The sequence below is a fragment of the Streptomyces sp. AgN23 genome (assembly GCF_001598115.1).
Lineage (GTDB): Bacteria > Actinomycetota > Actinomycetes > Streptomycetales > Streptomycetaceae > Streptomyces > Streptomyces antimycoticus.
Genome location: NZ_CP007153.1, coordinates 8304133 through 8327892, shown reverse-complemented (window position 1 = coordinate 8327892; position 23760 = coordinate 8304133). Strand labels below are relative to the sequence as shown.

The following is a 23760-nucleotide window of genomic DNA, read 5'->3' as shown; positions in this document are numbered from 1 at the left end:
TCAGGATTTCTTCATGTCTGCCGTCGTACCGGCAGGTCGCGGCGGCAGGACAAGCGTGTGCGCCACCTGGCCGTGACCGCTACGACCGGCGGGGCATGCGGGACGCTGGAATGCCTGCACGTACGCTGACTTGGGGGTATGACAACACCCTGGAACGCGCCCGTGGAACGCCCACGGGACGAAGGTCGCGGGCCGGGGACGATCTGGGGGGTGGTGGGCGTGGGGAACGCCAAAGAGGTTGACGACTTCGCCGAGAGACTGCGGGCGCTGAAGGAGCGCTCGGGCCGCAGCTACGGCTCGCTGGCCACACGTCTGCACGTCAGCACGTCCACGCTGCACCGCTACTGCAACGGCGACGCGGTCCCGGCGGAGTACGCCTCCGTCGAGCGCTTCGCCCGGCTGTGCGGCGCCACCCCGGAGGAACTGCTCGCCCTCCACCGCCGCTGGATCCTCGCGGACGCCTCCAGACACCGCGCACGCGAAGCCGACCGCGAGGGCGCGGGCGGCCGCCCGGCGGCCGACGGCACGGCGTCGGCCCCGCGCCGGGGCGGGGCCGACCGCCGGGCCGTGGACGGCACCGCGCCCGCACCCGAGGCGGACGCGCGGCGCGGTGACGGTGAGCCGCGCCTGTCAGCCGACGCACGAGAAGGCGACGACGACCCGTCGGACAACTCTGGGACCACCACCGCCACGCCCGGCGCCGGCCCGGACGCCGACCGCCACCGGGAGCACCTCGCCGCCTCCGGCCCGGGCCCGGTGACAGACACTCCCCGGGGCGCGGCCGCTCCGACCGGCCCGGCCGGAGACGGCACCGGGCCGGAAGCGGGTGGGCGCTCCCGCGACGCTCAGCCGTACCCGGCAGCCGATGCGCGCCAAGACACCGCCGATGAACGACAGCGCACCGGCGACGAGCCGCACAGCACCGCCGATGAACGACAGCGCACCGCCACCCCGGCCGACGCTTCGGGGGCCACGCCGACGTCCGGCGTCCCGGCCGCACACCGCACCGCCGCCGCGACCGACCACTCATCGCGCAGCCATGGCCCCGCACGCCGTGGCGGGGCCGCGCACCAGGACGGAGACCCGAGGCACCCGCACCAACGCGGCGACACCGGGGACACCGGGGACACCGGGGACACCACCGAGCGCGCGGACGGCGCCCTGGCGCCGTCCGCGGCCGCCGGGCAGGCCGAGCCCCACGCCGCGCCCGCGGACAAGACCGCGCCCACGGGCAACGCCGGATCCGCCGCCACCGCGCGGAGGCGGTTGCGGGCCGTGTCGGGGAGCGACCGCGACACCGCCGTCGTCTCACGCGCGCGGCGGCCGTGGGCGTTATTGGCCGGGGCCGCCGCCGTTGTCGTGCTCGCCGTCACAGCGGTCGAGGTACGGCCGCCCGGCGACGGCGACCGTAAGGACGCGGCGGCCTCACGCCCCTCCGCCGCCCCCTCGTCCACGCCGCACGCCGGGCCGACCGCCCGCGGGCATCTGGACCGTCAGAGGACGGACGGCGACGACGCGTCCGGCGCACCGCGCGACGACGACAAAGACAAGGACGGTAAGGGCGAGCGCGGCAAGGGGCGGAGAGCCGATGGGGGCGCCTCCGGCTCCCCCGGACCGGGCGGCTCCAAGGACCCGGACGGCGGCGGCTCCACCCAGGTCCCGCTCACCCTCTCCACCCGTTCCCATGTCTGGGAGAACGGCTGCGGCCACCGCTATCTCATCGACCGGTCCCCGTCCCAGGTCGCCCCGCCACCCACCGAGCAGGACGCCCCGACCTGGGCCGCCGCCCATGGCGCGGTGCACGGCAGGACCACCAATGTCGAGGTCACGGTGCAGGGCCGGGCCTCGTCGGCCGTCGTCCTGCAAGCCCTGCACGTACGGGTCGTGGGCCGCCGCACCCCGCTCGCGTGGTCGTCGTTCGCCATGGACAACGGCTGCGGGGGCTCTCTCACCCCGCGTGCCTTCTCGGTGAATCTGGACGCCGCCCGTCCGCTGGCCCGCCCCACCGAGGGCAACGACGCGGGCAAGCCGATCCCCGCCGTCCACTTCCCCTACCGCGTCTCGGCCTCCGACCCGGAGGTGCTGCTCGTCAACGCCCGGACGGCCGGCTGCGACTGCAGCTGGTACCTGGAGCTGGACTGGTCGAGCGGCGGCCGCTCGGGGACGCTGCGGATCGACGACCACGGCTCGCCGTTCCGCACCAGCGGCATCAAGGGACGCCCGCAGTACGCCTACGACTACACCGACGGCTCCTGGCACACGAGCGAGTGAGCACGGCCGGCGCCGCTGCCTCACCCCACCGGCGGCGCCGTCTCATCCCACCAGCAACACCCTCCTCACTCCACCGTCGTCGCCAGCCGCAGCGCCGCGTCCCGGACGTCCGCGTGCGGATGTCCGCGCAGCGAGCGCACCCGCTCCCGCCAGGGCTCCGCCCACTCCGTACGCGCCCCGCCCACCTCGGTGAGGGTCGCGGCGAACAGCCCGGAGGCGTGGCCTCCGTCCTCGTCGAGCTGTCCCGCGGCGCGCAGCAGACCGGCGTCGGAGCCCGGCCGCAGCGCGGTGTTCAGCCGTCGGCGCAGGGCGTCGGCGGTACGGACGGCGAGCGCGGGGCGGGTGGTGTGCAGCCGGGCGAGGCGGGCCAGCCCGGCGGACAGTGGGCCGGGGCGGGCGTCCAGGTCGAGGGCGTTCACCAGCACATGGGCGGCCTCCTGGACGAACGTCTCGTATCCGGCGAGGAGTTCACCGGCGGCCCGCGCGGTGCGCCGGGTCAGGCGGGGCCGCATCCGGGCCCGGGTGGCGAGCCGGTCGGCGAGGTGCTGGATGCGGCGGCGGGCGGGGCGGTCGCGGTCGGGTTCGGCGTCGGGGCCGCCGGGCCGGGCGTCGGCGGTGACGAGCGCGGCGAGCGCCCAGGCCAGCGGGTTGTCGCCGGGTGACCCGTCGGGGGCCGCGGCCATCAGGTCCAGCAGGGCGTCGGCAGCGGGCCGCCAGCTCGCCCGGTTGCCCAGGTCGGTGACGGCCGCGACCAGCACGGCCGCCGCGTCCGGCGCCCACGGTGACCACCCGGCCAGCGCCCCGTATCCGGCCGCCGCCACCTCGGGGTCGTCGGTGTCGCAGACGACGCGTATGAGCTGGGCGTAGCGGCCGCGGTGCGCCTCGGGGAGGTCCAGCGGGCGGATGCGCAGCACGGCGTGGCGCAGTTCGCGCCGTCCGCTCGCGGCGGCGGTCAGCAGCTCCCAGGAGCGTTCGGCGTCGAGCGGCCCGGTGGCGAAGGCGACGCAGGCGGCCTGCACATCGGGGTGCTGGCCGGGCAGTTCGAAGGCGTCGGCGAGCAGCGCGGCGGCGTCGGTCACCGGGAGCAGGGTGGCGGCGAGCCGGACGGCCTCCTTACGGCTGGTGACCTTCGCCGGGACGGGCGGTACGGCCGTGGCCACCCCGTCCGGCGCGAGCACCCCGCGCACCAGCCGCCCCAGCCGTGACGGCTCGGCGTACCGGGCCGCTCTGGTGGCCGCGTACACCGCCACCCGGGCCCGGTCGCCGCCCGCGTGGGCGAGCAGGGCGGGCAGGGCGTCCGCGGGGCGGTCGGACCGGGCGAGGGCGGCGAGCGCGGCCTCGGCCAGGACCACATCTGAGGCATCGGCCAGGACCGCATCCGGGGCGTCGGCCCAGGTCCGGACGGTGGCCGCGCCGGTGCCGGGGATCAGCGCGGCATCGGCGACGGCCGCCGCCCGCTGCCGCGGCCGCAGGGAGGTGTCGGCGGCGGCGCGGTCCAGGAGGCGGGCGGCGGCGGCCTGTTGGCGGGGCAGCCAGCGGCCGGTGTCCCGGCCGGTGGGCGGGGTCCAGTGGGTGCCGGACGTCAGAAAGCGCCCGTACGGCGGGGTGTCGTCGAGGACGAGGTCGAGCAGATCGGTGCGACGGCGGGTCAGCACGGCCAGGACGGGCGGCAGCACGGCCGCGGAGGGCTCGTGGATCAGCAGCTCGGCCACGCGGTCGTCCCGCTCCGCCGGTGGTTCCAGCCACAGCCCGATGGCGGTGCGGACCGTCGCGTCGCTGCCGAACGAGATGGCCTGCCACAGGAGTTCCTGCAGCTCGGGCAGGGTGTGGGCGCGCCGGCCGAGGGCGCGGGCGAGGGCGAAGGTCAGCTCGTGGTCGACCCGTTCGGCGCCCGCCTCCAGCCACGGCCGCAGCGCCTCGAACACCGCCTGCTCCTGGCCGCGCCGCAACTGGTGGTCGAGACGGCCCAGGTCGGCGGCGCCGACGCTGCCCGCGAGCCGGGTGAGGGTGCGCAGCGCCCAGCCCAGGAGCTGCCGCCGCCCGGTGACGGCGTGTTCGCGCAGCAGCGCCACGGCGAGGTGGCGCAGCGCCTGGCGGGTGGCGGAGGAGGAGTCGCGGGCGGAGATCGCCTCGGCGGCGATACGGTCCAGATGCTCGGCGGCGTCGTCGGTGAACAGCGCGGGGTGGGCGCGAGCGAGCGCGCCGAGCGCGGCGGAGCGCACCGGGTCCTGTTCGTTGCGCAGCCGCTCCAGCAGCTGCAGCAGGTCGGTGAGGGCGTCCGGGTCGCCGGAGCGGGCGACGCACTGGATCAGCAGCGGATAGGCCAGGGCGCGGTCCTCGGCCGACGAGCGGCGCACGGCGGCCAGCAGTTCCTCGCGCGCCTCCTCGACCGGCAGATGGGCCACCGACTCCAGCACGGTGGTCCAGGGCGCGCCGCGCTCGCGCGCCTGGGCGGCCATCCGGCGGGCCTCGGCCTGGCGGCGGGGGCGCGGCAGGACTTCGAGTACGGCGGGTTCGACGACGGCGTGGGCGGGGTCGCGTCCGTCGGTGGCCGCGTCGTAGAACGCGGCGCGGCGGGCGGGCGGCAGCGCGGCCAACAGCCGGGCAAGGGCGTCTGCGTCGGCGTCGTGCCGCAGTGCCCGGCCCAGTTCGGCCAGCTCGGGCGGGTCGGCGCGGACGATCCGGCGCAGCACGGCCCGGTCCAGCCGACGCCGGGTGCCGCTGTGCTCGGGGGCGAGCAGCAGCCGCAGCGTGGCGCCGGGCTCGGCGGCCACCAGCGTGGACAGCCGGGCCCGTACGGAGGCGGGCAGCGGGCCGTGGCAGTGGTCCTCCAGCAGCTCCAGCACTCGCTGCGGCTCTACGGGCGCGGCGAGCGCGACACAGGGCGCGTAACGGGTCCACCAGTCGGTGCGCAGCGGTGCGGGCAGCGCGGTGAGTTGGCGCGCCGCCTGGTCCAGGACGGCCACCGGATGGCGGGAGACGAGGGGCCGCCAGGCGCGGACGGCGTGGAACAGCCCGGGCAGCAGCCGCGCCACGGTATCCGCCCCGCATCCGGGGAGCAGCCGGGCGGCCTCGCCGTCGCCCCAGCGCTCCCGGTACGGCTCGATCAGCCGGTCCGCGAGCGCGGTGCGCCGCCCGGCCACGACGGTGCGCACCAGTTCGCGCCGTATGGTGGCGGGCGCGTCCGCGAAGGCCGCCTCCAGCGCGTCGTCCGCGATGGCCCCGGGGCCGCCGCGGCGGGCGGTGTCGAGGGCGCGGTGCCGCACCACGGGGTCCGGGTCCGCGAGCCGCGCCGCGAGATGGCCGGTCCGCCCGCCGGCGGCCGCGGCCACGGCCGCCAGCCGCCGCTCGTACGTCCCGCGCCGCTCCAGCTCCTCGATCAGCGCACCCAACCGCCCCTCGGCACTGGCCGCCCTCGCCCGCCCGGCCAGCTCCCGCATCCGCCGCGGAAAGGGCAACGGATCGAGGACGGTGAGCAACTCGTCGGCGAGGGCGCCGGAGGATTCGGGGCCATGGTGGACTTCGGAGCCCGCCTGGGCTTCGGGACCACGGTGGGCTTCGGAGCCACGGTGGACTTCGGGCCCAGGGTGGGGCTCGGGGCCGAGGTGGGCTTCGGGCCCACTGTCGGCTTCGGGGCCGCGGTGGGCTTCGGACGCGTTGACCATGCCAGGGATTGTGCCGCTCACACGTCCGGTCACACGTCTCGCCGGAATATGGTTTCCCGGACCCAGACCACCGGGACCACCAGGCGCACCGAAACCACCCAGACCACCGAGGCACCCGCTCACCTCCCCGCCGCCCCCGCCGCCCCCCACGCCGTGCGAGCGTGACCCGTGCCACTTACGCTCAGTGTGTGGACCGGCCGGGTGCGTCGACGGATCCACCTCGGGACCGCGGCCCTGTCGTCCGAGCCCGGAGGAGCCCATGCCGGAGCTGTTCATCGGCGGCCACTGGACGACCGCCCTCGACGGACACAGCCGCGAGATCCGCTGTCCGGCGGACGGCTCGCTGGTCGCCGTGGTCGACGAGGCGGGGCCGGGCGACGCCGCCACCGCGGTGGCGGCCGCCCGGGACGCCTTCGACCGTGGATCGTGGCCGGGTACCCCGGCCGCCGACCGGGGCGGGCTGCTGCTGCGGGTGGCCGATCTGCTGGAGCGCGAGAAGGCGACGCTCGCCCGCGCCGAGTCGCTGGACACCGGGAAGCGGATGGTCGAGAGCGAGTACGACCTCGACGACATCGCGAACTGCTTCCGCTACTTCGGCAACCTCGCCTCCTCCGCCGGCGCCGGCCGCGTGATGGAGGTGGGCAGCGCGGAGATCGACAGCCGGGTGGTGCACGAACCGGTCGGGGTCTGTGTGCTGATCACGCCGTGGAACTACCCGCTGCTGCAGACGGCCTGGAAGGTGGCGCCCGCGCTGGCCGCCGGGAACACCTTCGTCCTCAAGCCCAGTGAGCTGACCCCGCACACCGCGATCCATCTGATGCGGCTGCTGACGGAGGCCGGGCTGCCCGGTGGCGCCGGCAATCTGATCCTGGGTCCGGGGGCCACCGCGGGCGCGCCGCTGGTCACGGACGAACGGGTGGACATGGTGTCCTTCACCGGCGGAGTGGCCACCGGGCGCTGGATCATGTCGGCCGTCGCGCCGACGGTGAAGAAGCTGGCCCTGGAACTGGGCGGCAAGAACCCCAATATCGTCTTCACCGACTGCGATTTCGACACCGCGGTCGACTACGCGCTCACGGCGGTCTTCCTGCACTCCGGACAGGTCTGCTCGGCCGGCGCCCGGCTGCTGGTCCAGGAGCAGCTGCATGACGCGTTCGTCGACGAGATCGTTCATCGCGCCCGGAACATCCGGCTGGGCGGGCCGTTCGACGAGAACGCCCGCACCGGGCCGCTGATCTCCGCCGAGCACCGCCAGAAGATCATCGACTATGTGGCGGCGGGGATCGACGAGGGCGCGGTGCTGCGCTGCGGCGGGACCCCGCCCGACGATCCTGACCTGGAGAAGGGCTACTACTTCCTGCCGACCGTCCTGGACGACTGCACCCCGGACATGTCCGTGGTGCAGGAGGAGTCCTTCGGCCCGGTGCTCACCGTGGAGCGGTTCCGGGACGAGGACGAGGCGGTGGCGCTCGGCAATGACACGGTATACGGCCTGGCGGGCGGGGTGTGGACGCAGGACGCGGAGAAGGCGCAGCGGGTGGCGTCCCGGCTGCGGGCCGGGACCGTATGGATCAACGACTTCCATCCGTATGTCCCGCAGGCCGAGTGGGGCGGGATGAAGCAGTCCGGTATCGGCCGAGAGCTGGGCCCGTCGGGGCTGCACGAGTACCAGGAGCTCAAGCACATCTGGCGCAACACCGCGCCACGTCCGCAGCGGTGGTTCGAATGACGGCGAGCGAGTCGTCCGGGAGCGTCTGCCTGCTGGAGGCGGGCCCGTCCGACGTCGGGGACGACAACATCCTGCGGCTGAACCGCTGGCTGGGGCTGCTGGGCTCCGGCCACGACTGGGACTACCCGGTCGAACCGCAGGAGAAGGGCAACAGCTTTCTGCGCCACGCCCGCGCCAAGGCGCGCGTCGACCCCCGCTACTTCACCGACCCCTACGACATCGACATCATGACCCGCGGTCTGCTGCTCGCCCGCAAGATCACCGCCCGGCCCGCGCTGGCCCTGTGGGCGGGCGCCGAACTGGCCCCCGGGCCCGATGTGCACAGCAACGACGAGCTGGCCGCCTACATCCGCGAGACCCACAACACCGTCTACCACCCGGCGTGCACCGTGCCGATGGGCGCGCCCGACGCCCCGGACGCCCCGCTCGATCCGCGGCTGAGGGTCAAGGGCGTGACGGGGCTGCGGGTCGCGGACGGGTCGGCCATGCCGCACCTCACCGCCGTCAATCCGTGCATCACGACGATGATGATCGGCGAGAAGTGCGCGGACATGATCAAGCGAGGGCATCCCTGACCAGCGGTGTCGCGTGGCGAGATGGACGACATCGCCGTCCCAGCCGGGCGAGGTGAATGGTCTCGCCCAGCGCGTCGGACGCCTCGTCCAGATACGGCCGCGCCGCCCGCACCCGTGGATCCACCTCGCGCACCCCACCGGTTTCCGCCGCGGCGCACATCGTAACCGTGGCCGCACACCTTGACGTTGAACCGATTCATCGCTTCCATCGTGAGGCAACCCAGCCTGGGAGCGCTCCCAGGCCCCACCCCCGCACTCTCCCCGAGAGGACCCCCATGCCCTCGATCCCGCACGTCTTACGCAGACTTCTGCTGATTGTCATGACCGCGTCGCTTTGTGCGCTGGGGCTGAGCATCAGCACCACCGCACGGGCAGCGGCCCTGGGGAACGGCTCGGTGACCGACCCCAACATCGCCTACACCGGCCGCTGGGACCTCGGCTCCGCCACCGCCGCCGTCCCCAACTGGACCGGCGGCTACCTCCAGACGGCGTTCACCGGCACCACGGTGAAGATCAAGGCCCGGGAGGCGGTGAACTTCTACGCCAGCGTCGACGGCGGCGCCGATGTCTTCTACGCGGGTGTCAGGGGCACCGTCAATCTCACCCCGACGCCACTCCCCCAGGGCAACCACACCCTCCGTGTCTCCTACCGCTCCGGTGACACCGTCTTCCAGGGCCTGGTCCTCGACTCGGGCGCGGGCACGGTGGCCCCCCGCGTCCCGTCCGGGCTCATCGAGTTCGTGGGCGACTCCATCACCGCGGGCGCCCTCACCGACCGGCTGGCGCTGGACTCATACGGCTGGAAGACCGGCGAACAGCTCGGCATGCGGCACACCCAGATCGCCCGCTCGGGCTACTGCCTGGTCGGCAAGGGCGGCTGCGTGGGCCTCGCCTCCCAGTTCTTCAAGACGGCCTCCACCGGCGACCAGAACTGGGACTTCTCCCGCTACCAGGCGAGCGCGGTGGTCATCAACCTGGGCACCAACGACATCGGGCACGGCGTCACCGGCACCGAGTTCCAGTCGGCGTACACCACCCTCCTGCGCGACATCCGCGCGAAATACCCGAACGCGGCCCTCTTCGCCGTTCAGACCCTCAAGAAGCGCTATGTGGCGGAGACCAAGGCGGCCGTGGGCGCGCGCAACGGCGCGGGGGACGCGAAGGTGTCCTACGTCGACACCAGCGGCTGGCTCACCGACGGCACGGACTACGAGGACGGCAACGGCCACCCCAACGAGGCGGGCCACACCAAGTTCGCGAACCGCCTGGCCCCGGTCATCGCCGCGAAACTCAACTCCGCACCCCTCGAGGCCGCCGCACCCGGACGGCCGGGCGACCCCCACATCACGTTCGGCGGCCGCTGGGACACCAAGAGTTCCACTACCGCCTACACCCCCTACTGGGCGGGCGCCTACTTCCGCACCGGCTTCACCGGCCGCACGGTCAAGCTCGAGCAGCGGGGTGCGATCGACCTGTGGGCCAGCATCGACGGCGGTCCCGCCACCTTCTACGACGAGGCCAAGGGCACGGTGAACCTCACCCCCGCCCCGCTCGCCGCCGGAAACCACACACTTCAGGTCAACTACCAAGTGGTCGCGGGCAGTTATCACGGTGACGCGGTCTTCCAGGGCCTGACCCTCGACAGCGGCGCCACCACCTTCACCCCGCCCACTCCGGAGAAGCTGATCGAATTCGTCGGCGACTCCATCACCGTCGGCACCACCACCTCGCAGAACGCCCGCACCGCCTACGGCTGGCTCATCGGCGAACGACTCGGCGCCGACCACACCCAGATCGCCCAGGGCGGCGCCGCCCTCGTCGACACGGCGGACGACCGGATGAGCCTGGAGCGGCAGTTCACCAAGCTGAACCCGAACGCCGCCACCCCCGACTGGGACTTCTCCCGCTACCAGGCGCATGCCGTCGTCATCAACCTGGGCACCAACGATGTGGGGCGCGGGGTGAGCTCGGCGCAGTTCCAGACCTCGTACACCAGCCTTCTCCGTAAGGTCCGCACCGCCTATCCGAACGCCTGGATCTTCGCCCTGCGCACCTTCAGCGGCCGCTTCGGCACCGAGACCAAGACCGCGGTGACCGCCTTCGGCGATGCGAGGTCGTCCTACATCGACACCACCGGCTGGCTCGCCCCCGACGACCTCTCGGACTCGGTCCACCCCAACGACAAGGGCCACCGGACCATCACCGACCGCCTGGCGCCGGTCATTTCTGCCAAGCTCCGGACATGACCACGCCTCATTCCGTCGACCATGACCTCATCCAGGCCGCGACTCAGGTGGCGGCCGCGCGCAGCCGCGGCGACAACCACACCGTGGCGGCGGCGGCCCGCGACCGGGACGGGCGCATCATCACCGCGATGAACGCGTACCACTTCACCGGCGGCCCCTGCGCCGAACTCGTCGTCATCGGCGCGGCGGCCGCCCAGGGCGCGTACGACCTGGTGACCATGGTCGCCGTGGGCGGCCGCGGGGTGATCCCTCCCTGCGGCCGCTGTCGCCAGGTGATGCTCGACTACTTCCCGGACCTGCGCGTCATCGTCGGCGCGGGCGGGCGCCCGCGCGCCGTGCCCGTCGCCGAGCTGCTCCCCGAGAGCTACCGCTGGCAGGACCACCAGGAGCACGACGACGACCAGCAGGAGCACGACGGCCGGACCACCACGCCGTGACCGCGTCCCGCGTCTACCGCACGTGAGCCGCTACGACCCACGGTGACCAGCCGTTCGGCTCGTTTGGACGCCGGAGGGGGCGGTACTCGGGAGCCATGGTTCGATGGGGATACACGATGATGACCGAGCAGGCCGGACCACGTCAGCTCGTCGGCGACGTGGTCCGGGCCGAGCAGGTCGGGTTCGACTTCTCGGTGACCTCCGACCACTACGCCCCGTGGCTGGACTCCCAGGGGCACGCCCCGTACGCCTGGAGCGTGCTGGGCGCCGCCGCGCAGGCCACGTCCTCGATCCCGCTGACGACGTATGTCACCTGCCCTACCGTGCGCTATCACCCGGCGGTGGTCGCGCAGAAGGCGGCGACGCTCCAGCAGCTGTCCGAGGGGCGGTTCCGGCTGGGGCTCGGGTCCGGTGAGAACCTGAACGAGCACGTGATCGGGCAGGGCTGGCCGTCGGCCGATGTGCGGCACGAGATGCTGGAAGAGGCGATCGAGATCATCCGGGCGCTGTTCGGCGGTGGCTATGTCACCCACCACGGCACCCACTACGACGTCGACTCGGCCAAGCTGTGGGATCTGCCGGACCAGCCGCCGCCCATCGGCGTGGCCGTCTCCGGGCCGCAGTCGTGCCGGCTGGCCGGGCGGCTGGCCGACATCCTGATCGCCACGGAGCCCAAGCCGGAGCTGGTGGGGGACTTCGAGCGCAACGGCGGTGGCGGGAAGCCCCGGATCGGCCAGATCCCGGTGTGTTACGACCCCGACCGGGACGCGGCGATCGCGCGCGCCCATGACCAGTTCCGCTGGTTCGGGAGCGGCTGGAAGGTCAACTCCGAGCTGCCGGGGCCCGCCTCCTTCGCGGGCGCGACCCAGTTCGTCCGGCCCGCTGACGTGGCCGCGTCCATTCCGTGCGGCGATGACGTCGAGGAGTTCACGGAGCTGATCCGGCCCTTCGCCGACGCGGGCTTCACGGACGTCGCCCTCGTCCAGATCGGCGGTGACCACCAGCGGCCGTTCCTGGACTGGGCCGAGAAGCGGCTGCTGCCCGCGCTCAGGGAGCTGTAGGGGTCCCCGCGCGCCGTACGAAGAGCTGATGCAGATCGCGTACGGCGCGCGGGACGGAGCCAGAGCGGCGGCGCTGGATCACCAGCAGCACCTCGGTGTCCTCGCCGTCCGCGAGCGGCCGATGGGTGATCGCGCCACCGCGCTCCAGGGGGTCGCCGATGACGCTGAAGTCGGGGAGCACGGTGACGCCCAGCCCCTCGGCCACCATCAGCTTGCCCATCTCGGCGCCGTCGGTGGAGTACGAGAAGGACGGGGTGCGCCCGGCCAGCAGCCGGTGGATGAAGCGGTGCATGAGATAGCCGGAGCGCATGACGATCAGCGGCTCGCGCCCGTCCACCAGATCCGCCGCGCTCACCGTCGGCCGGGCGGCCAGCGGGCTGTCGGGGCGCAGACAGACCACCGGGTGGCCGCGCAGCAGCTCGGTGGTCTCGAGGTCGGGCGGGACGTCGTCCCCCCGGAGGTAGTTGACCAGGCCCAGATCGACGCTGCCCTCCAGCAGCGCCCGGTGGATCTCGGTCTGCTGTGCGCCCACCACCTCGACCTGGGTCACCGGGTGGGTGGCGCGGAACTCCCGGACGGCCGGGATCAGCAGCGGGACCGTCGCGGTGTTGACCGTGCCCAGCCGGATCATCCGGCTGACGCGGTGCTGGTCACCGGCGGCGTCGCGCAGCCGGTCGACGGCCTCGATGACGGTGGCGATATGCGGCAGCAACTCCCGTCCCTCCGCGCTGATCGTGGCGCCGGAGCGCTTGCGCTCCAGCAGATCCACGCCGAGTTCGCGTTCGAGATTGCGCACGGTCTCACTCAGCGCCGGCTGGGACAGATGCAGTTCCTCGGCGGCGCGGCGGAGTGAGCCGAGGCGGGTGACCGCGGCGATGTATTCGAGCTGTTCAATTCGCACACGCCGCACGATGCCCGCCCGGTGCGCCTGCTTCAAGGGAAGCCCTGTCACGGTCTCATGAATACCGACTCACTCCCCGGCCCGCGTTCCGGGTAATCTCGAAGCGGGCGCCGCGGAATTCCGCGGCCCGGCCCATGCGTCCGGGATATGGAATGGACCCCGGGCCTTCTTGACCGGCAGGACTTCCCCCTGGTTGGATCGGTGACATGAAGCGACAGGACCTCACGCGGCGACGCCACGTCGACCTCGCGCGTGTCTCCAGCGCGTCCTGTTGCTGTCGGGCTTGACCTGACGTCGGGTCCGAGCGAGCCCTGAGGGATCGCCTCCGCTTCGCTCCCCGCCGCCTCCCATGATCGGGAAAGGCTTTTAGCCGCCGCCACCGAGAAAATGCGGCCACACTGTCCCGCCTTTGCGCCCATTCGCGCTGCCCGGTCTTTCCGCGCCCCGCCCCGGATGAATTCCGTGCGACGCCAGGGCGCCGATTCGCCGTGCCCGTATTCGCTCCACCGGGAGTTCCCCATGCCCGCAGAACCCCTCCGTTTCGCCTATTGGGAGCTGCCGGAGCCCGTGCCCGCGCTGCCCTGACCGCCGCCGGCGTTCCCACCGCCGTTCCCACCGGCTCCCGATCCCACCGCCTCGACCGCATCACGAAGGGTTACTCATGGCCACCGTCCTGTCCCTCTCCGGCTCCCCCTCCGCCACCTCCCGCACCGCCCGGCTGCTGCGCCATCTGGACGCCCGGCTGACCGCCCAGGGCCATCAGGTGGTGCCGCTCGATGTCCGCACCCTCCCCGCCGCCGCGCTGCTCGGCGCGGACTTCTCGCACCCGGCCATCGTCCGGGCCAAGGCGCTGGTCGAGCAGGCGGACGGGCTCGTCGTGGGAACACCGGTCTACAAGGCCGCCTACTCCGGGCTGCTGAAGTCCCTGCTGGATCTGCTGCCGCAGTACGCGCTCGCGGGCAAGACCGTGCTGCCGCTGGCCACCGGTGGCACCACCGCCCATGTGCTGGCCATCGACTACGCGCTGCGGCCGGTGCTCTCCTCCATGGGCGCGGCCCATATCGTCCAGGGCTGGTTCACCCTGGACAAGGACATCACGGTGGAGCCGGACGGCGGGGTGAGCGTGGCGGCGGGGGCCGCCGAAGCGCTGGAGCAGGTCGTCGACCAGTTCTCGGCGGCGCTCGGCCACACCACCGTCCTGGCCGCGGCGAGCTGACCGTGTCGTCCCTGCCCGAGCCCGCCCATGTCATCGCCGATGACACCGAGAAGCTGAAGGTGGCCGCGGCGCCGGCCGAGGAGTTCCGTACCGGCGCCGCCGAGCGCGATGCGCGGCGCAGGCTGCCGCGTGCCCGACTGGACCGGCTGTCCACGTCCGGACTGCCGGCGGAACCACCCCGCCACGGCCTCCTCCAGCCCCCGCCCCACCCCCGCTGACCCCTGAACGGAGCCGCACCATGTCCCTCACCTTCCACTGGTTCCTGCCCACCAACGGCGACAGCCGCCATGTCGTCGGCGGGGGCCATGGCACCCCCGTCACCTCGGCCGGAGGGGACCGCCCGCCGTCCGTCGGCTATCTCTCCCAGATCGCCCGCGCCGCCGAACACCTCGGCTTCGAAGGCGCTCTCACCCCGACCGGCGCCTGGTGCGAGGACGCCTGGCTGACCACCGCGATGGTCAGCCAGCACACCGAACGGCTGAAGTTCCTGGTGGCCTTCCGGCCCGGCTTCCTCTCGCCCACCTTCGCCGCCCAGATGGCCTCCACGTACCAGCGGCAGACCGGCGGCCGGCTGATGCTCAACGTGGTCACCGGCGGCGAGAGCCAGGAGCAGCGCGGCTACGGCGACTTCCTGGACAAGGACGCCCGCTACGCCCGCACCGGCGAGTTCCTGGGCATCGTCCGCGACCTGTGGGACGGCAAGACCGTCGATGCCGCCGGCGAACACCTCCACGTCGAGGGCGCCAAGCTGGCCCGGCTCCCCGACCCGCTCCCGCAGGTGTACTTCGGCGGCTCCTCCGCCGCCGCGGGCCAGGTCGCCGCCCGCCATTGCGATGTCTACCTCACCTGGGGCGAGCCCCCGGCCGAGGTCGCCCGGAAGATCGCCTGGATCCGCGCCCTCGCCGCCGAACAGGGCCGTACGATCCGCTTCGGCATCCGGCTGCACGTCATCACCCGCGACACCGCCGAGCAGGCGTGGGCCGAGGCCCGCCGACTGCTCGACGGTTTCGACCCCGAGACCGTGCGCTCCATCCAGGCCGGCCTCGGCCGCAGCGAGTCCGAGGGCCAGCAGCGCATGCTCGCCCTGCACGGCGGCCGCCTGGACAACCTCGAGATCTACCCCAATCTCTGGGCCGGTGTGGGCCTGGTCCGCGGCGGCGCGGGCACGGCCCTGGTGGGCAGCCACGCCGAGGTCGCCGAGCGGATCGCCGAATACCACCGCCTCGGCATCGACGAGTTCATCCTGTCCGGCTATCCGCATCTGGAGGAGGCGTACTGGTTCGGCGAGGGCGTCCTGCCCCTGCTACGGCGGCAGGGCCTGTGGTCCCACCCCTTCCACTCCCCCGCCACCGCCGAACAGCCCTCCGCCCAGGTCCCGTTCGCGGCGGCGGGCAGCTCCTGATGACCCGGTGACGTCGGTCGCACAGGCTCACCGCCACCCGCTCCAGCCGCGCCCACCGCCGGAACCACACCGCGAGCCCCGGTTCACCACGCGCAAGGAATCGGGCCGCCCTCCGCAGCGCGCCCGTGTTGCCCAGGGCCTCCTCCGCCCGTTCCACGAACGACTCGTCCGGCATGCGCCGCCCCAGCTCCACCGACGCCACGGTGTGCTTCGAGAATCGGACCAGCTCCCCGAACTGAGCCCGCGTGAGGCCCGCGTGTTCGCGAAGGGCCTGGGCGGCCCCGGCTGTCGAGGACCTTTTCCAGGGCGCACCCCTGCTCGACAGGGGTGCGCTCATCGCCTTGTCCGGGCGGCCGCTTGTCCGGGCGGCCTCGATTCAGTCCGGCAGTCCCCACAGCTTGGCGTCGCCGACGGCCGGGACATCGCGCGGGGCCGGGTCCGGGCGGTGGCCCCGGGGGGTGATGAGGGCCGTCGCGTCGCGGGCGAGGGGGATCTCGATGCGGCCGGGGCCGGTGCGGCGGTAGCGGAGGGGGCGGCCGCGGGTGTCACGGACGTCGATCGGGCCGGGGATGCCATGGTGCAGGACGAGCGGGGCACCGGCCTCGCTGTGGACGCGTATCCAGCGGGTGCGCCCGGCCGAGCGGTCGGCGTCCACGAGGAAGGCGCCCTGGGTGCGCAGCGAGTGGACCGAGAGGTCGGGCCAGCGGCGGGAGACGGAGGGGAAGACCCGCAGGACGCCGTTGTGGCTCTGGACGGCCATTTCGAGGATCGACTGGGCCGCGGTCAGGGGGCTTTCGGTGGCGAGGTTGCCGCCCTCGACGTACATGGTGTTCGGGGTGATCCAGGCGTTCTTGATCAGGTTGCCGTCCGTGAGGAAGGTGAGGAAGTCGAGGGCCTCCTCTGCCCGTTCCATGCGCGAGGCCATGGAGGAGGCGACGGCGTAGCTGTAACCGGCCCACAGGCTGCGGTCCTTGACCCAGTGGTCGAAGGTGGTCCGCATGATGTCCCGGTCGGCCGGGCGGTCCCAGTCCAGCTCGTGCAGCGGGTAGAGCCAGAGCATATGGGAGAAGTGGCGGTGGGACTCGGTGAGCGGCTTGTCGGCGCCGATCATGATGCCGGTGGCATCGCGGGGGGTAGGCCACGAGGCGGTTGAGGATCTCGCGCCAGCGCCGGGCTCGGGGGTGGTCGGTCCGGAGGATGCGCAGGCAGTCCAGGAGGGTGGCGCAGCCCCAGCGGAGCAGCGAGAGGTCGTAGGTGCAGTCCTCGGCGTCCGCCCACTCCGGTGAGCGGGTCAGCGGCAGATGCAGCTTTCCGTCGCCGCCCTCGTGGAGGAAGTGGTCGTAGAAGTTCACCGCCTTGGCGAGGATCGGGTAGAGGACGTCGCGCACGATGCGGATGTCCATGGTGTGGCGGTAGCTGAGCCAGACGTTGTGCATGGCCCAGATGAGATTGCCGTTGTTGTCGGTCTTGGTGGCGGTGCCGGGGACGCCGACGGTCTTGTCGCCGGGGCGCAGCAGCCAGTCGGAGGGGTGGGCGAGGGCGTAGGTGTCGCCGTCGCGGTACTCCGGCGGGACGGACAGCGGCAGATTCTTCTCGAACTCCTTGAAGGTGGAGGTGACGGAGTCGAGTTCGAGGTGGTTGGAGCCCTGGACCAGCCAGGTGGCGATCTGGACGTTGAGATTCCACCAGACCGCGGTCCAGCTCCCGCCGGTCTCCGGGTACCACGGCCCCCATTCGGACATCGAGGGCCCGTCGGCGCGGGTGGCGCAGGCGACCTTGTAGAGCTGGATCCAGTAGAAGCTCTGCAGCCGCTTGTCGGGTACGGAGACCAGGCTGTGCTGGTAGAAGCGGTGCCACCAGGCACGGTGGGAGCGCACCAGGTCGTCGGGGTCGGTGGCCAGGGTCCTGGCCACCTCGGCGACGGCCAGTTGGGTGGTGTGCGACAGGTCCTCGGGGTGGCGGTAGACGATATGGGCGGCCAGCAGCCTGCCGGTGCCCACGCGCCGTTCCCGCCAGGCGGTGGTCCATCCGCCGCCCGCGATCAGCGGTTGTTCGACGTAGTGGGTGTCGCCCGCGGAGCCGGTGCGGGGGTCGGGGTTGCCCGTGTAGTCGGCGGGCTTGTCCTTGGTCCGGGGTGAGGCCGCGGGCATCCAGGTGAACGACCAGGCCGCGGCCTCCTCACCGGCGCTGGGCCGGGTGGAGATCAGCAGCGCGCTGCGGGCGTTGTGCACCAGCATCGTGAAACGGACGCTGCCCCGGGTGGTGGTGACGGTGCCGCGCAGCTCGGCGTCCCAGAGGTCGAGCATCCAGTCGATACCGGTCACCTCTCCGGCGAGGGTGAGGTCGAAGTGGCCGATGGGCAGGCGGGAGAAGCCGTACGGGGCGCGCCACTGGGGGCGCTGGTCCTGCACCTGGGTGTGGCTGAGCATGACCTTCACGGAGTTGGGCGTCGCCCCCTTGTACACCACCGCGCCGAGCAGGCCGTTGGCCAGGAAGGGGCCGTCCTTCCAGTCGCCGGGCATCCGCCGCCACCGCGGGGCGGCCGCCCTGACCATCCGTTCGGGCAGGGCCGCCGCTCCGCCGGACACCTGGGGAGCGGCCCAGGCGGTGCCCGATCCGGCCGGCCAGCCGCCGGCGCCGACCGCGGCGGCCGTGCCGATCACACCTCTGCGAGAGATCCCGTCCCCTGTTGGCGCGGTCACGTATGTGCCTCCCCTATCCGGTGGTGAACTACCGGCATGGTGCAGGGCACAGGGGTACCTGGGAATACCTCCGACGTATAGAAATTCGACGGATTACGTATTCGCAGGTGAGGCGGGCTCAGCTCCTCATACTGAGCCATCGAGGGCCAGAGTGAGCCGATGTCTCGCCATCGGCGGTCGCGGTCACAGCTCGGCGAGCTCCGCCCGCAGCCGTACCGTCTCCGCCGGATCCCAGCCGTCGTGCGGCACCGACGACAACAGCAGCCGGGTGTACGGATCGGCCGGGGTGTCCAGCACCCGGGCCGTCGGGCCCGTCTCCACCGCGCGGCCGCGCCGCATCACCAGCGTGTCGTCCGTGATGTGCCGTACGACGGCCAGGTCATGGCTGACGAAGACCAGGGCCACGCCGGTCTCCCGGCGGATGTCGGCGAGCAGCCGGAGGATCTGCGCCTGGATGGACACGTCCAGCGCCGCCACCGCCTCGTCCAGGACCAGCACCTCCGGTTCCACGGCGAGCGCGCGGGCGATGGCCAGCCGCTGGCGCTGCCCGCCCGACAGGCCCCGCGGGCGGGCGTCGCCCTCCCGCCTGCCCAGGCCCACCTGGTCGAGCAGCTCGGCGATCCGGTCGGTGGCGGCCCGCTCCTCGTACCGGCCGTGCAGCCGCAGGGCGGTGCGCAGGCACTGACGCGCGGTCAGGCGCGGGTCGAGCGATACGTACGGGTCCTGGAAGACGATCTGGATCTCGCGGGCGCGGCCCAGCCGGGCCGCCCTGCGCGCGCCCGGTCCGAGCGGCATGCGGCCGCCGCTCCGCCCGGGCGTGCGCTCCCGCCCGTTCACCGTGATCGTCCCCGCGTCGGGGCGCACCAGGTCCACCAGGATCCGGGCCACCGTGGTCTTGCCGGAGCCGGACTCGCCGACGATGCCCAGCGAGCCGCCGGCCGGCACGGAGAAGGAGACATCGTCCACGGCCGCCGTCCGGCCACCGCCCGGGAGCGCATAGCTCTTGCGCAGCCCCTGTACGACGAGTGCGGGCTCGGTCATGCGCTGCTCCTCGATACGAGTTCCAGTCGGCGGCAGGCCGCGGAGCCGCCCTGCTCCGGTCCGCCGCCGTCGCCGTCACCGCCGCCGAGCGGAACCGCCACCGGCGCCCAGCTCTCGCACTCCGCCTCGGCCCGTGCGCAGCGCGGGAGGAAGGGGCAGCCGGTGAAGGCGTCGGACAGGGACGGCGGGCGGCCGGGGATGGGGCGCGGTTCGCGGTCGTCCTCCAGGGTGGGCGAGCAGTCCAGCAGACCGCGGGTGTAGGGATGCCTGGGGTCGGCGAAGAGACCGTGGGCGGGCTGGTGTTCCACCACGCGGCCCGCGTACATCACATACACGCGGTCGCAGTAGGCCGCCGCGAGCGGCAGATCGTGGGTGATGAAGAGCGTGCCGAGGCCGCTGCCGTCCTGCCGCCGCTCCTCCTGGATGCCCCGCAGCAGGGCCAGGACCTCCGCCTGGGTGGTCGCGTCCAACGCGCTCGTCGCCTCGTCGGCGAGGAGCAGGTCGGGGCCGGTGGACAGGGCCGCGGCGATCACGACCCGTTGCAGCATGCCGCCGGACAGCTCATGCGGGCGCTGGCGCATCCGGCGCTCGGGGTCGGGCAGGCCCACCGAGGCCAGCAGCTCTATCGCCTTCGCCACCGCGGCGCGGCGGGACAGGCCGAGGACCCGGGTGAGCGGATCGGTGAGGAAGTCGCCGATCCGGCGGACCGGGTTCATCGCCGAGCGCGGGTCCTGGAAGATCATGGAGACGGTGCGGGACCGGTGCCGGCGCAGCCGGGCCGGGTCCATGGAGAGGACGTCCTCGCCGTCGACCCGTACGGAGCCGGAGGTCCGCGCCCCCTCGGGGAGCATGCGCAGCACCGCCCGGGCCGTCGTGGACTTGCCGGAGCCGGACTCGCCGACCAGGCCGACCACTTCACCCCTGCCGACCCTGAGCGACACCTCGGCGAGCATCGGCCGGGCGGCGGCGCCTTCGGGCAGCCGGATGGTGAGATCCTCGATGTCCAGCAGCATGGCCGCCTACCTCCCCTTGCCCAGCCGGTCCGAGACCCAGACCCCGACGATGTTGAAGGCCACCACGACGACGGCGATGGCCGCGCCCGGTACGAGGGCCGGCAGCAGCGCCTCCTGCACCACGGCGTCCTGCCCCTCCTGCACCATCAGCCCCCAGTCGATCGAGGGCGATCCGGCACCGAAGCCCAGATAGCTGAGGGTGGCCAGGCTCATCAGCCCCTCGCCGAAGAGCACCACGAGATAGCCGACGAGGGCACCGGCCAGATTGGGCACGAGGTGGCGTACGCAGATCCGGGTCCCGCTCATGCCCTGGACCCGGTAGGCGTCGATGTACGGCTGGGACCGCTCGGCGAGGGCGAGACTGCGGGTGTAGCGCGCGATGGTCGGCGCGTAGGCGAGCCCCAGGGCGACGATCGACGTGGTGAGGCCGTCGCCGAAGACCGCGATCACCAGGACGACGAAGAGCAGGCCCGGGAAGGCGTACATCACGTCGGTCACCCGCGAGAGCAGGGTGTCCACCCAGCCGCCGCGCCACGCCGCGACCGTCCCTATGGTGACGCCGAGCAGCGCGGCCAGCGCGAGCAGGGCCAGGGGTGCCAGCAGGCTGGAGCGGGCGCCGTACAGGACCCGGGAGAGCAGGTCCTGTCCCGAGGCGTCGGTGCCCAGCGGATGCTCGGAGGTGGTCCCCGCGAGCGAGGCGGACAGGTCGACCGCGTCGGGCGCGTGCGGGGCGATCAGGGGAGCGCACACCGCCGCCACCACGACCAGGGCGAGGAAGCCGCCCGCGAGCATCACTTGTACCGGCCGTCGGGTCCGTACCCGCACCGGGATCAGGGCCCCGGCAGTCACCGTCGTCATGCGGTCTTTCCTTCCGGCTTGCGTCCCGGCGTCCCGCCCGGCGCGACCCGGGGGTCGATCAGCGGATGGACCAGGTCGACCAGGGTGGTCACCACGACGTAGCCGATGACCATCAGCAGCAGCACCGCCTGGGTGACCGGGAAGTCGTGGGTGGTGATGGCGCTCACCAGCAGTGAGCCGACGCCGCTGAGGCCGAAGGCGGTCTCGACCACCACCGTTCCGGCGAGCATGCCCGCCATCACGAGCCCGCACATGGTGACGATCGGGCCGAGCGCGTTGCGCAGCACATGGCGGGCGACGATCTGGCGCTCCGTCTGTCCGGAGGCGCGGGCGGCCTCCACATGGTCGGAGGCGTACGCCTCGGCCATCGCCTGCCGGGTGACCCGGCTGATCACGGCGAGCGCGCTGAGGGCCAGCGCGAAGGCGGGCAGCGTCAGATGGTGCAGCCGGCCGGTGAACCCCTCGCCCTGGCCGGTCACCGGGAACCAGCCCAGCCGCACCCCGAACAGGGAGACCAGCGCGATGGCCGCGACGAAGGCGGGGACGGAGGCGGCGAGCGTGGTGCCGCCGACGACCGCCGAGTCCACCCAGCCGCGGCGCAGCGCCGCCAGCACCCCGGAGCCGACGCCCAGCACCACGAAGAACACCGTGGCGTAGGCGACGAGTTCCAGGGTGGTCGGCAGCCGGGCGCCGATCAGGTCGGCCACGTGGTCGCGGTACTGGAACGACCGGCCCAGGTCGCCCTGGAGGCCGTCCCACAGCCATCGGCCGTACTGGACGACGAGCGGATCGTCGAGGTGGTGCTGCGCGCGGACCGCCGCGAGCTTCTCCGGGGTGAGTTCCTGTCTGCTGCCGGAGAGGAGGACGGCGGGGTCCCCGGGGGCCGCGTAGACGGCGGCGAAGATGACGAACGAGGCGGCGAGCAGCGTGGCGAGCAGGCCGGCGATCCGTCGCGGCAGTCCGCGGATCATGGTGTCAGCCCTTCTTCGTGCCGAGGTCGGCGGCCCACGGGTAGTACATCGACACCATGGACGCCGGCGGGCCGGTGTACTTGTCGCCGAGCACCATCACCGAGGGCACCTGCACCAGCGGGATCCACACCGCGTCGTCGGCGAACTTGGCCTGCGCGTCGATGACGAGCTCGGCGCGCTCGCGGTCGTCGATGGTCTGCTGGGCCTTGCCGACGAGGGCGTCATAGCCCTGGTCCGAGTAGCCGAGCCAGTTGTTGGCATTGCCGGTGATGCCGTTGTCGTAGAAGCCCGCCGGGTCGGCCTTGGAGATGTACCAGTCGACCGGGATCAGGTCGAAGCCGTCGCGGGACTTCGGGTCGGAGAAGAACTCGTCGTAGCGGCTGGAGGCGATCGTCTTGACGGTCACCTTCAGCCCGATCTTCTGGGCCGCGCCGCGCACCGCGTTGGTGATGACGGTCTGGCTCTCGCTGCCGTCGCTGGAGACGACGATCGGCTCGCCGGGCGCCCCGGCCTGCTCGACCAGCCTCTTCGCCCGCTCGATGTCGTCCGACGAGGGCGAGGCGGTGTAGGCGCCGTTGTGCTCCAGGTCCTTCTGCGCCTTCTGGAAGGCGGCCTTCTCATAGCCCCACGCCCCGGGGCCCACGGGGGTGGCCCAGGGCTCGGCGAGGCCGTTGAAGCCGGACGTGGCGATGCCCTTACGGTCCATGGCCAGCGACAGCGCCTTGCGCAGCCGGGCGTCCTTCAGCGCACCGCTCTTGGTGGGGCTGAGCGACCAGGCGGTGGTGCTCTGTCCGTAGTAGGCGCGGATGCCCTTCTTCTTGGACAGGACGGCGGCGGGGCCGGTGGCCGTCAGATAGGCGCCGTCGGCGGCACCCGTGGAGATGGAGTTGACCAGTGCGCTGCCGGAGGCCCAGCGGAAGACGACCTCCTTCGTCAGCGGGCGGACGCCGTCGTCCCAGTAGTCCGCGTAGCGCTCGATGGTGAGGGCGGAGCCGGAGTCCCAGCTCTTCAGCTTGTACGGTCCGGTGCACGCGTCGGGGTGGCCGGGGGTGCCGAAGTCATCGCCCTGCTTCTCGACCGCCTTGCGTTCCATGATGATCCCGGCATCACCGGCCAGGGCCTTGGTGAACAGGGCGCTCGGCCTCTCGAAGGTGATGGTGACCTCGGACGGGCCGGTCTTGGCGATCGTGTCGACGTCCTCGTACTCGTCCGACTCGTTCATCTCCGGCCGGGCGTGCCGCTTGAGGCTCCACACCACGTCGTCGGCGGTCATCGTGGCGCCGTCGTGGAAGGTGACGTCGTCGCGGAGGGTGAGGACGAGCTTCTTGTCGCCGGTGTACTCGGCCTTCTTCGCCAGCCGCGGTGTGGTGGTCATATCGGGCCGGAGCAGGAGCAGCCGCTCGCAGATGTTGGCCATCACGGTGCGGGTGCTGCTGCCGCCCTGGGCGTCCATGTCCAGGGAGGCGGGCTCCTGTTCCACGATCCAGTTCACCGTGGTGGCCGCGCCGGACGCCTTGGAAGTCGTGTCGGTGAGCTTGAGCTTGGCGGGATCCACGGTCGCGCCGCCGGACCCGGAGGTCGCCCCGGAGCACCCGGCGGTGAACAGCAGGGCTCCCGCGAGGCCGACTGCGGTGGTACAGAGCTTGGTTCTCATGGCAGGCTCTCTGGTCGT

General features: G+C 72.8%; 15 protein-coding genes and 4 pseudogenes. 9 read left to right on the top strand and 10 right to left on the bottom strand.

Annotated features, from left to right (window positions below; genetic code table 11):
* Nucleotides 1-219 precede the first annotated feature (219 nt).
* Complete coding sequence (locus AS97_RS47870) at nt 220-2271, top strand: transcriptional regulator (protein WP_247204603.1); 2052 nt, start codon at nt 220-222, stop codon at nt 2269-2271.
* Nucleotides 2272-2336: 65 nt separating this feature from the next.
* On the opposite strand, the gene AS97_RS36065 is transcribed toward AS97_RS47870, so the two are convergent.
* Complete coding sequence (locus AS97_RS36065; protein WP_247204602.1) at nt 2337-5936, bottom strand: hypothetical protein; 3600 nt, start codon at nt 5934-5936, stop codon at nt 2337-2339.
* 259 nt (nt 5937-6195) lie between these two features.
* Between AS97_RS36065 and AS97_RS36060 the strand changes: the two genes are divergently transcribed.
* Both AS97_RS36060 and AS97_RS36055 read left to right on the top strand, forming a co-directional pair.
* Complete coding sequence (locus tag AS97_RS36060; protein ID WP_210566376.1) at nt 6196-7665, top strand: aldehyde dehydrogenase family protein; 1470 nt, start codon at nt 6196-6198, stop codon at nt 7663-7665.
* Between the two features lie 170 nt (nt 7666-7835).
* Nucleotides 7836-8240, top strand: a pseudogene (locus tag AS97_RS36055) (GMC oxidoreductase); the annotation flags it as partial.
* A 9-nt stretch (nt 8241-8249) separates the two neighbouring features.
* On the opposite strand, the pseudogene AS97_RS47865 reads toward AS97_RS36055, so the two are convergent.
* Nucleotides 8250-8367, bottom strand: a pseudogene (locus AS97_RS47865) (IclR family transcriptional regulator); the annotation flags it as partial.
* 193 nt (nt 8368-8560) lie between these two features.
* Between AS97_RS47865 and AS97_RS36050 the strand changes: the two are divergent.
* The 3 genes from AS97_RS36050 (at nt 8561) to AS97_RS36040 (ending at nt 11984) form a co-directional block, all read left to right on the top strand.
* On the top strand, nt 8561-10486 hold the full coding sequence (locus tag AS97_RS36050; RefSeq protein WP_247204601.1) for a GDSL-type esterase/lipase family protein: 1926 nt from the start codon (nt 8561-8563) through the stop codon (nt 10484-10486).
* Nucleotides 10483-10923 carry a cytidine deaminase gene (locus tag AS97_RS36045; protein WP_059144290.1) on the top strand — a complete coding sequence of 147 codons (441 nt, stop codon included), beginning with the start codon at nt 10483-10485 and terminating at the stop codon, nt 10921-10923. Before AS97_RS36050 ends, AS97_RS36045 begins: the two co-directional genes overlap by 4 nt.
* Nucleotides 10924-11018: 95 nt before the next feature.
* The gene (locus AS97_RS36040; RefSeq protein ID WP_086711768.1) at nt 11019-11984 is read left to right on the top strand and encodes an LLM class F420-dependent oxidoreductase; all 966 of its coding nucleotides are present in this window, start codon (nt 11019-11021) and stop codon (nt 11982-11984) included.
* On the opposite strand, the gene AS97_RS36035 is transcribed toward AS97_RS36040, so the two are convergent.
* Entirely contained in the window at nt 11971-12885 is a 915-nt protein-coding gene (locus AS97_RS36035; protein WP_059144344.1) for a LysR family transcriptional regulator, read from the bottom strand. The two genes, AS97_RS36040 and AS97_RS36035, sit on opposite strands and share 14 nt — an antisense overlap.
* A 661-nt stretch (nt 12886-13546) precedes the next feature.
* Here AS97_RS36035 and ssuE point away from each other — a divergent pair.
* The 3 genes and pseudogenes from ssuE (at nt 13547) to AS97_RS36020 (ending at nt 15503) form a co-directional block, all read left to right on the top strand.
* On the top strand, nt 13547-14101 hold the full coding sequence (gene ssuE / locus AS97_RS36030; RefSeq protein ID WP_059144288.1) for an NADPH-dependent FMN reductase: 555 nt from the start codon (nt 13547-13549) through the stop codon (nt 14099-14101).
* Nucleotides 14102-14103: 2 nt separating this feature from the next.
* Nucleotides 14104-14271, top strand: a pseudogene (locus AS97_RS36025) (SfnB family sulfur acquisition oxidoreductase); the annotation flags it as partial.
* Nucleotides 14272-14339: 68 nt separating this feature from the next.
* On the top strand, nt 14340-15503 hold the full coding sequence (locus tag AS97_RS36020) for an LLM class flavin-dependent oxidoreductase (protein ID WP_059144286.1): 1164 nt from the start codon (nt 14340-14342) through the stop codon (nt 15501-15503).
* Nucleotides 15504-15522: 19 nt separating this feature from the next.
* Here the strand turns inward: AS97_RS36020 and AS97_RS36015 are convergent.
* The 7 genes and pseudogenes from AS97_RS36015 to AS97_RS35985 form a co-directional block, all read right to left on the bottom strand.
* Nucleotides 15523-15777: pseudogene (locus tag AS97_RS36015) on the bottom strand (helix-turn-helix domain-containing protein); the annotation flags it as partial.
* A gap of 102 nt (nt 15778-15879) precedes the next feature.
* Nucleotides 15880-16263 (bottom strand): glycoside hydrolase family 95-like protein, encoded by a 384-nt coding sequence (locus tag AS97_RS49110; protein ID WP_349017621.1) that lies wholly within the window; start codon nt 16261-16263, stop codon nt 15880-15882.
* 2125 nt (nt 16264-18388) lie between these two features.
* Nucleotides 18389-19246 (bottom strand): ATP-binding cassette domain-containing protein, encoded by an 858-nt coding sequence (locus tag AS97_RS36005; protein WP_059144284.1) that lies wholly within the window; start codon nt 19244-19246, stop codon nt 18389-18391.
* Complete coding sequence (locus AS97_RS36000) at nt 19243-20259, bottom strand: ABC transporter ATP-binding protein (RefSeq protein ID WP_210566374.1); 1017 nt, start codon at nt 20257-20259, stop codon at nt 19243-19245. The genes AS97_RS36005 and AS97_RS36000 overlap by 4 nt, the downstream gene beginning before the upstream one ends.
* Nucleotides 20260-20265: 6 nt before the next feature.
* Nucleotides 20266-21117, bottom strand: a complete 852-nt coding sequence (locus AS97_RS35995) for an ABC transporter permease (protein ID WP_059144282.1) — start codon at nt 21115-21117, stop codon at nt 20266-20268.
* A complete protein-coding gene (locus AS97_RS35990) occupies nt 21114-22088 on the bottom strand; it encodes an ABC transporter permease (RefSeq protein WP_059144281.1) in 975 nt (324 codons plus the stop codon). The genes AS97_RS35995 and AS97_RS35990 overlap by 4 nt, the downstream gene beginning before the upstream one ends.
* Before the next feature lie 4 nt (nt 22089-22092).
* Nucleotides 22093-23742 carry an ABC transporter substrate-binding protein gene (locus tag AS97_RS35985; protein WP_086709032.1) on the bottom strand — a complete coding sequence of 550 codons (1650 nt, stop codon included), beginning with the start codon at nt 23740-23742 and terminating at the stop codon, nt 22093-22095.
* Between the last annotated feature and the right edge of the window lie 18 nt (nt 23743-23760).

Bases quoted from the DNA above. Each gene is read 5' to 3' on its own strand.
- AS97_RS35985 (WP_086709032.1), bottom strand. From the start codon at position 23,742: ATGAGAACCAAGCTCTGTACCACCGCAGTCGGCCTCGCGGGAGCCCTG.
- AS97_RS35990 (WP_059144281.1), bottom strand. From the start codon at position 22,088: ATGATCCGCGGACTGCCGCGACGGATCGCCGGCCTGCTCGCCACGCTG.
- AS97_RS36050 (WP_247204601.1), top strand. From the start codon at position 8,561: ATGACCGCGTCGCTTTGTGCGCTGGGGCTGAGCATCAGCACCACCGCA.
- AS97_RS36020 (WP_059144286.1), top strand. From the start codon at position 14,340: ATGTCCCTCACCTTCCACTGGTTCCTGCCCACCAACGGCGACAGCCGC.
- AS97_RS36060 (WP_210566376.1), top strand. From the start codon at position 6,196: ATGCCGGAGCTGTTCATCGGCGGCCACTGGACGACCGCCCTCGACGGA.
- AS97_RS36005 (WP_059144284.1), bottom strand. From the start codon at position 19,246: ATGACCGAGCCCGCACTCGTCGTACAGGGGCTGCGCAAGAGCTATGCG.
- AS97_RS36065 (WP_247204602.1), bottom strand. From the start codon at position 5,936: ATGGTCAACGCGTCCGAAGCCCACCGCGGCCCCGAAGCCGACAGTGGG.
- AS97_RS36045 (WP_059144290.1), top strand. From the start codon at position 10,483: ATGACCACGCCTCATTCCGTCGACCATGACCTCATCCAGGCCGCGACT.
- AS97_RS49110 (WP_349017621.1), bottom strand. From the start codon at position 16,263: ATGGCCGTCCAGAGCCACAACGGCGTCCTGCGGGTCTTCCCCTCCGTC.
- ssuE (WP_059144288.1), top strand. From the start codon at position 13,547: ATGGCCACCGTCCTGTCCCTCTCCGGCTCCCCCTCCGCCACCTCCCGC.
- AS97_RS36040 (WP_086711768.1), top strand. From the start codon at position 11,019: ATGGTTCGATGGGGATACACGATGATGACCGAGCAGGCCGGACCACGT.
- AS97_RS35995 (WP_059144282.1), bottom strand. From the start codon at position 21,117: ATGACGACGGTGACTGCCGGGGCCCTGATCCCGGTGCGGGTACGGACC.
- AS97_RS36000 (WP_210566374.1), bottom strand. From the start codon at position 20,259: ATGCTGCTGGACATCGAGGATCTCACCATCCGGCTGCCCGAAGGCGCC.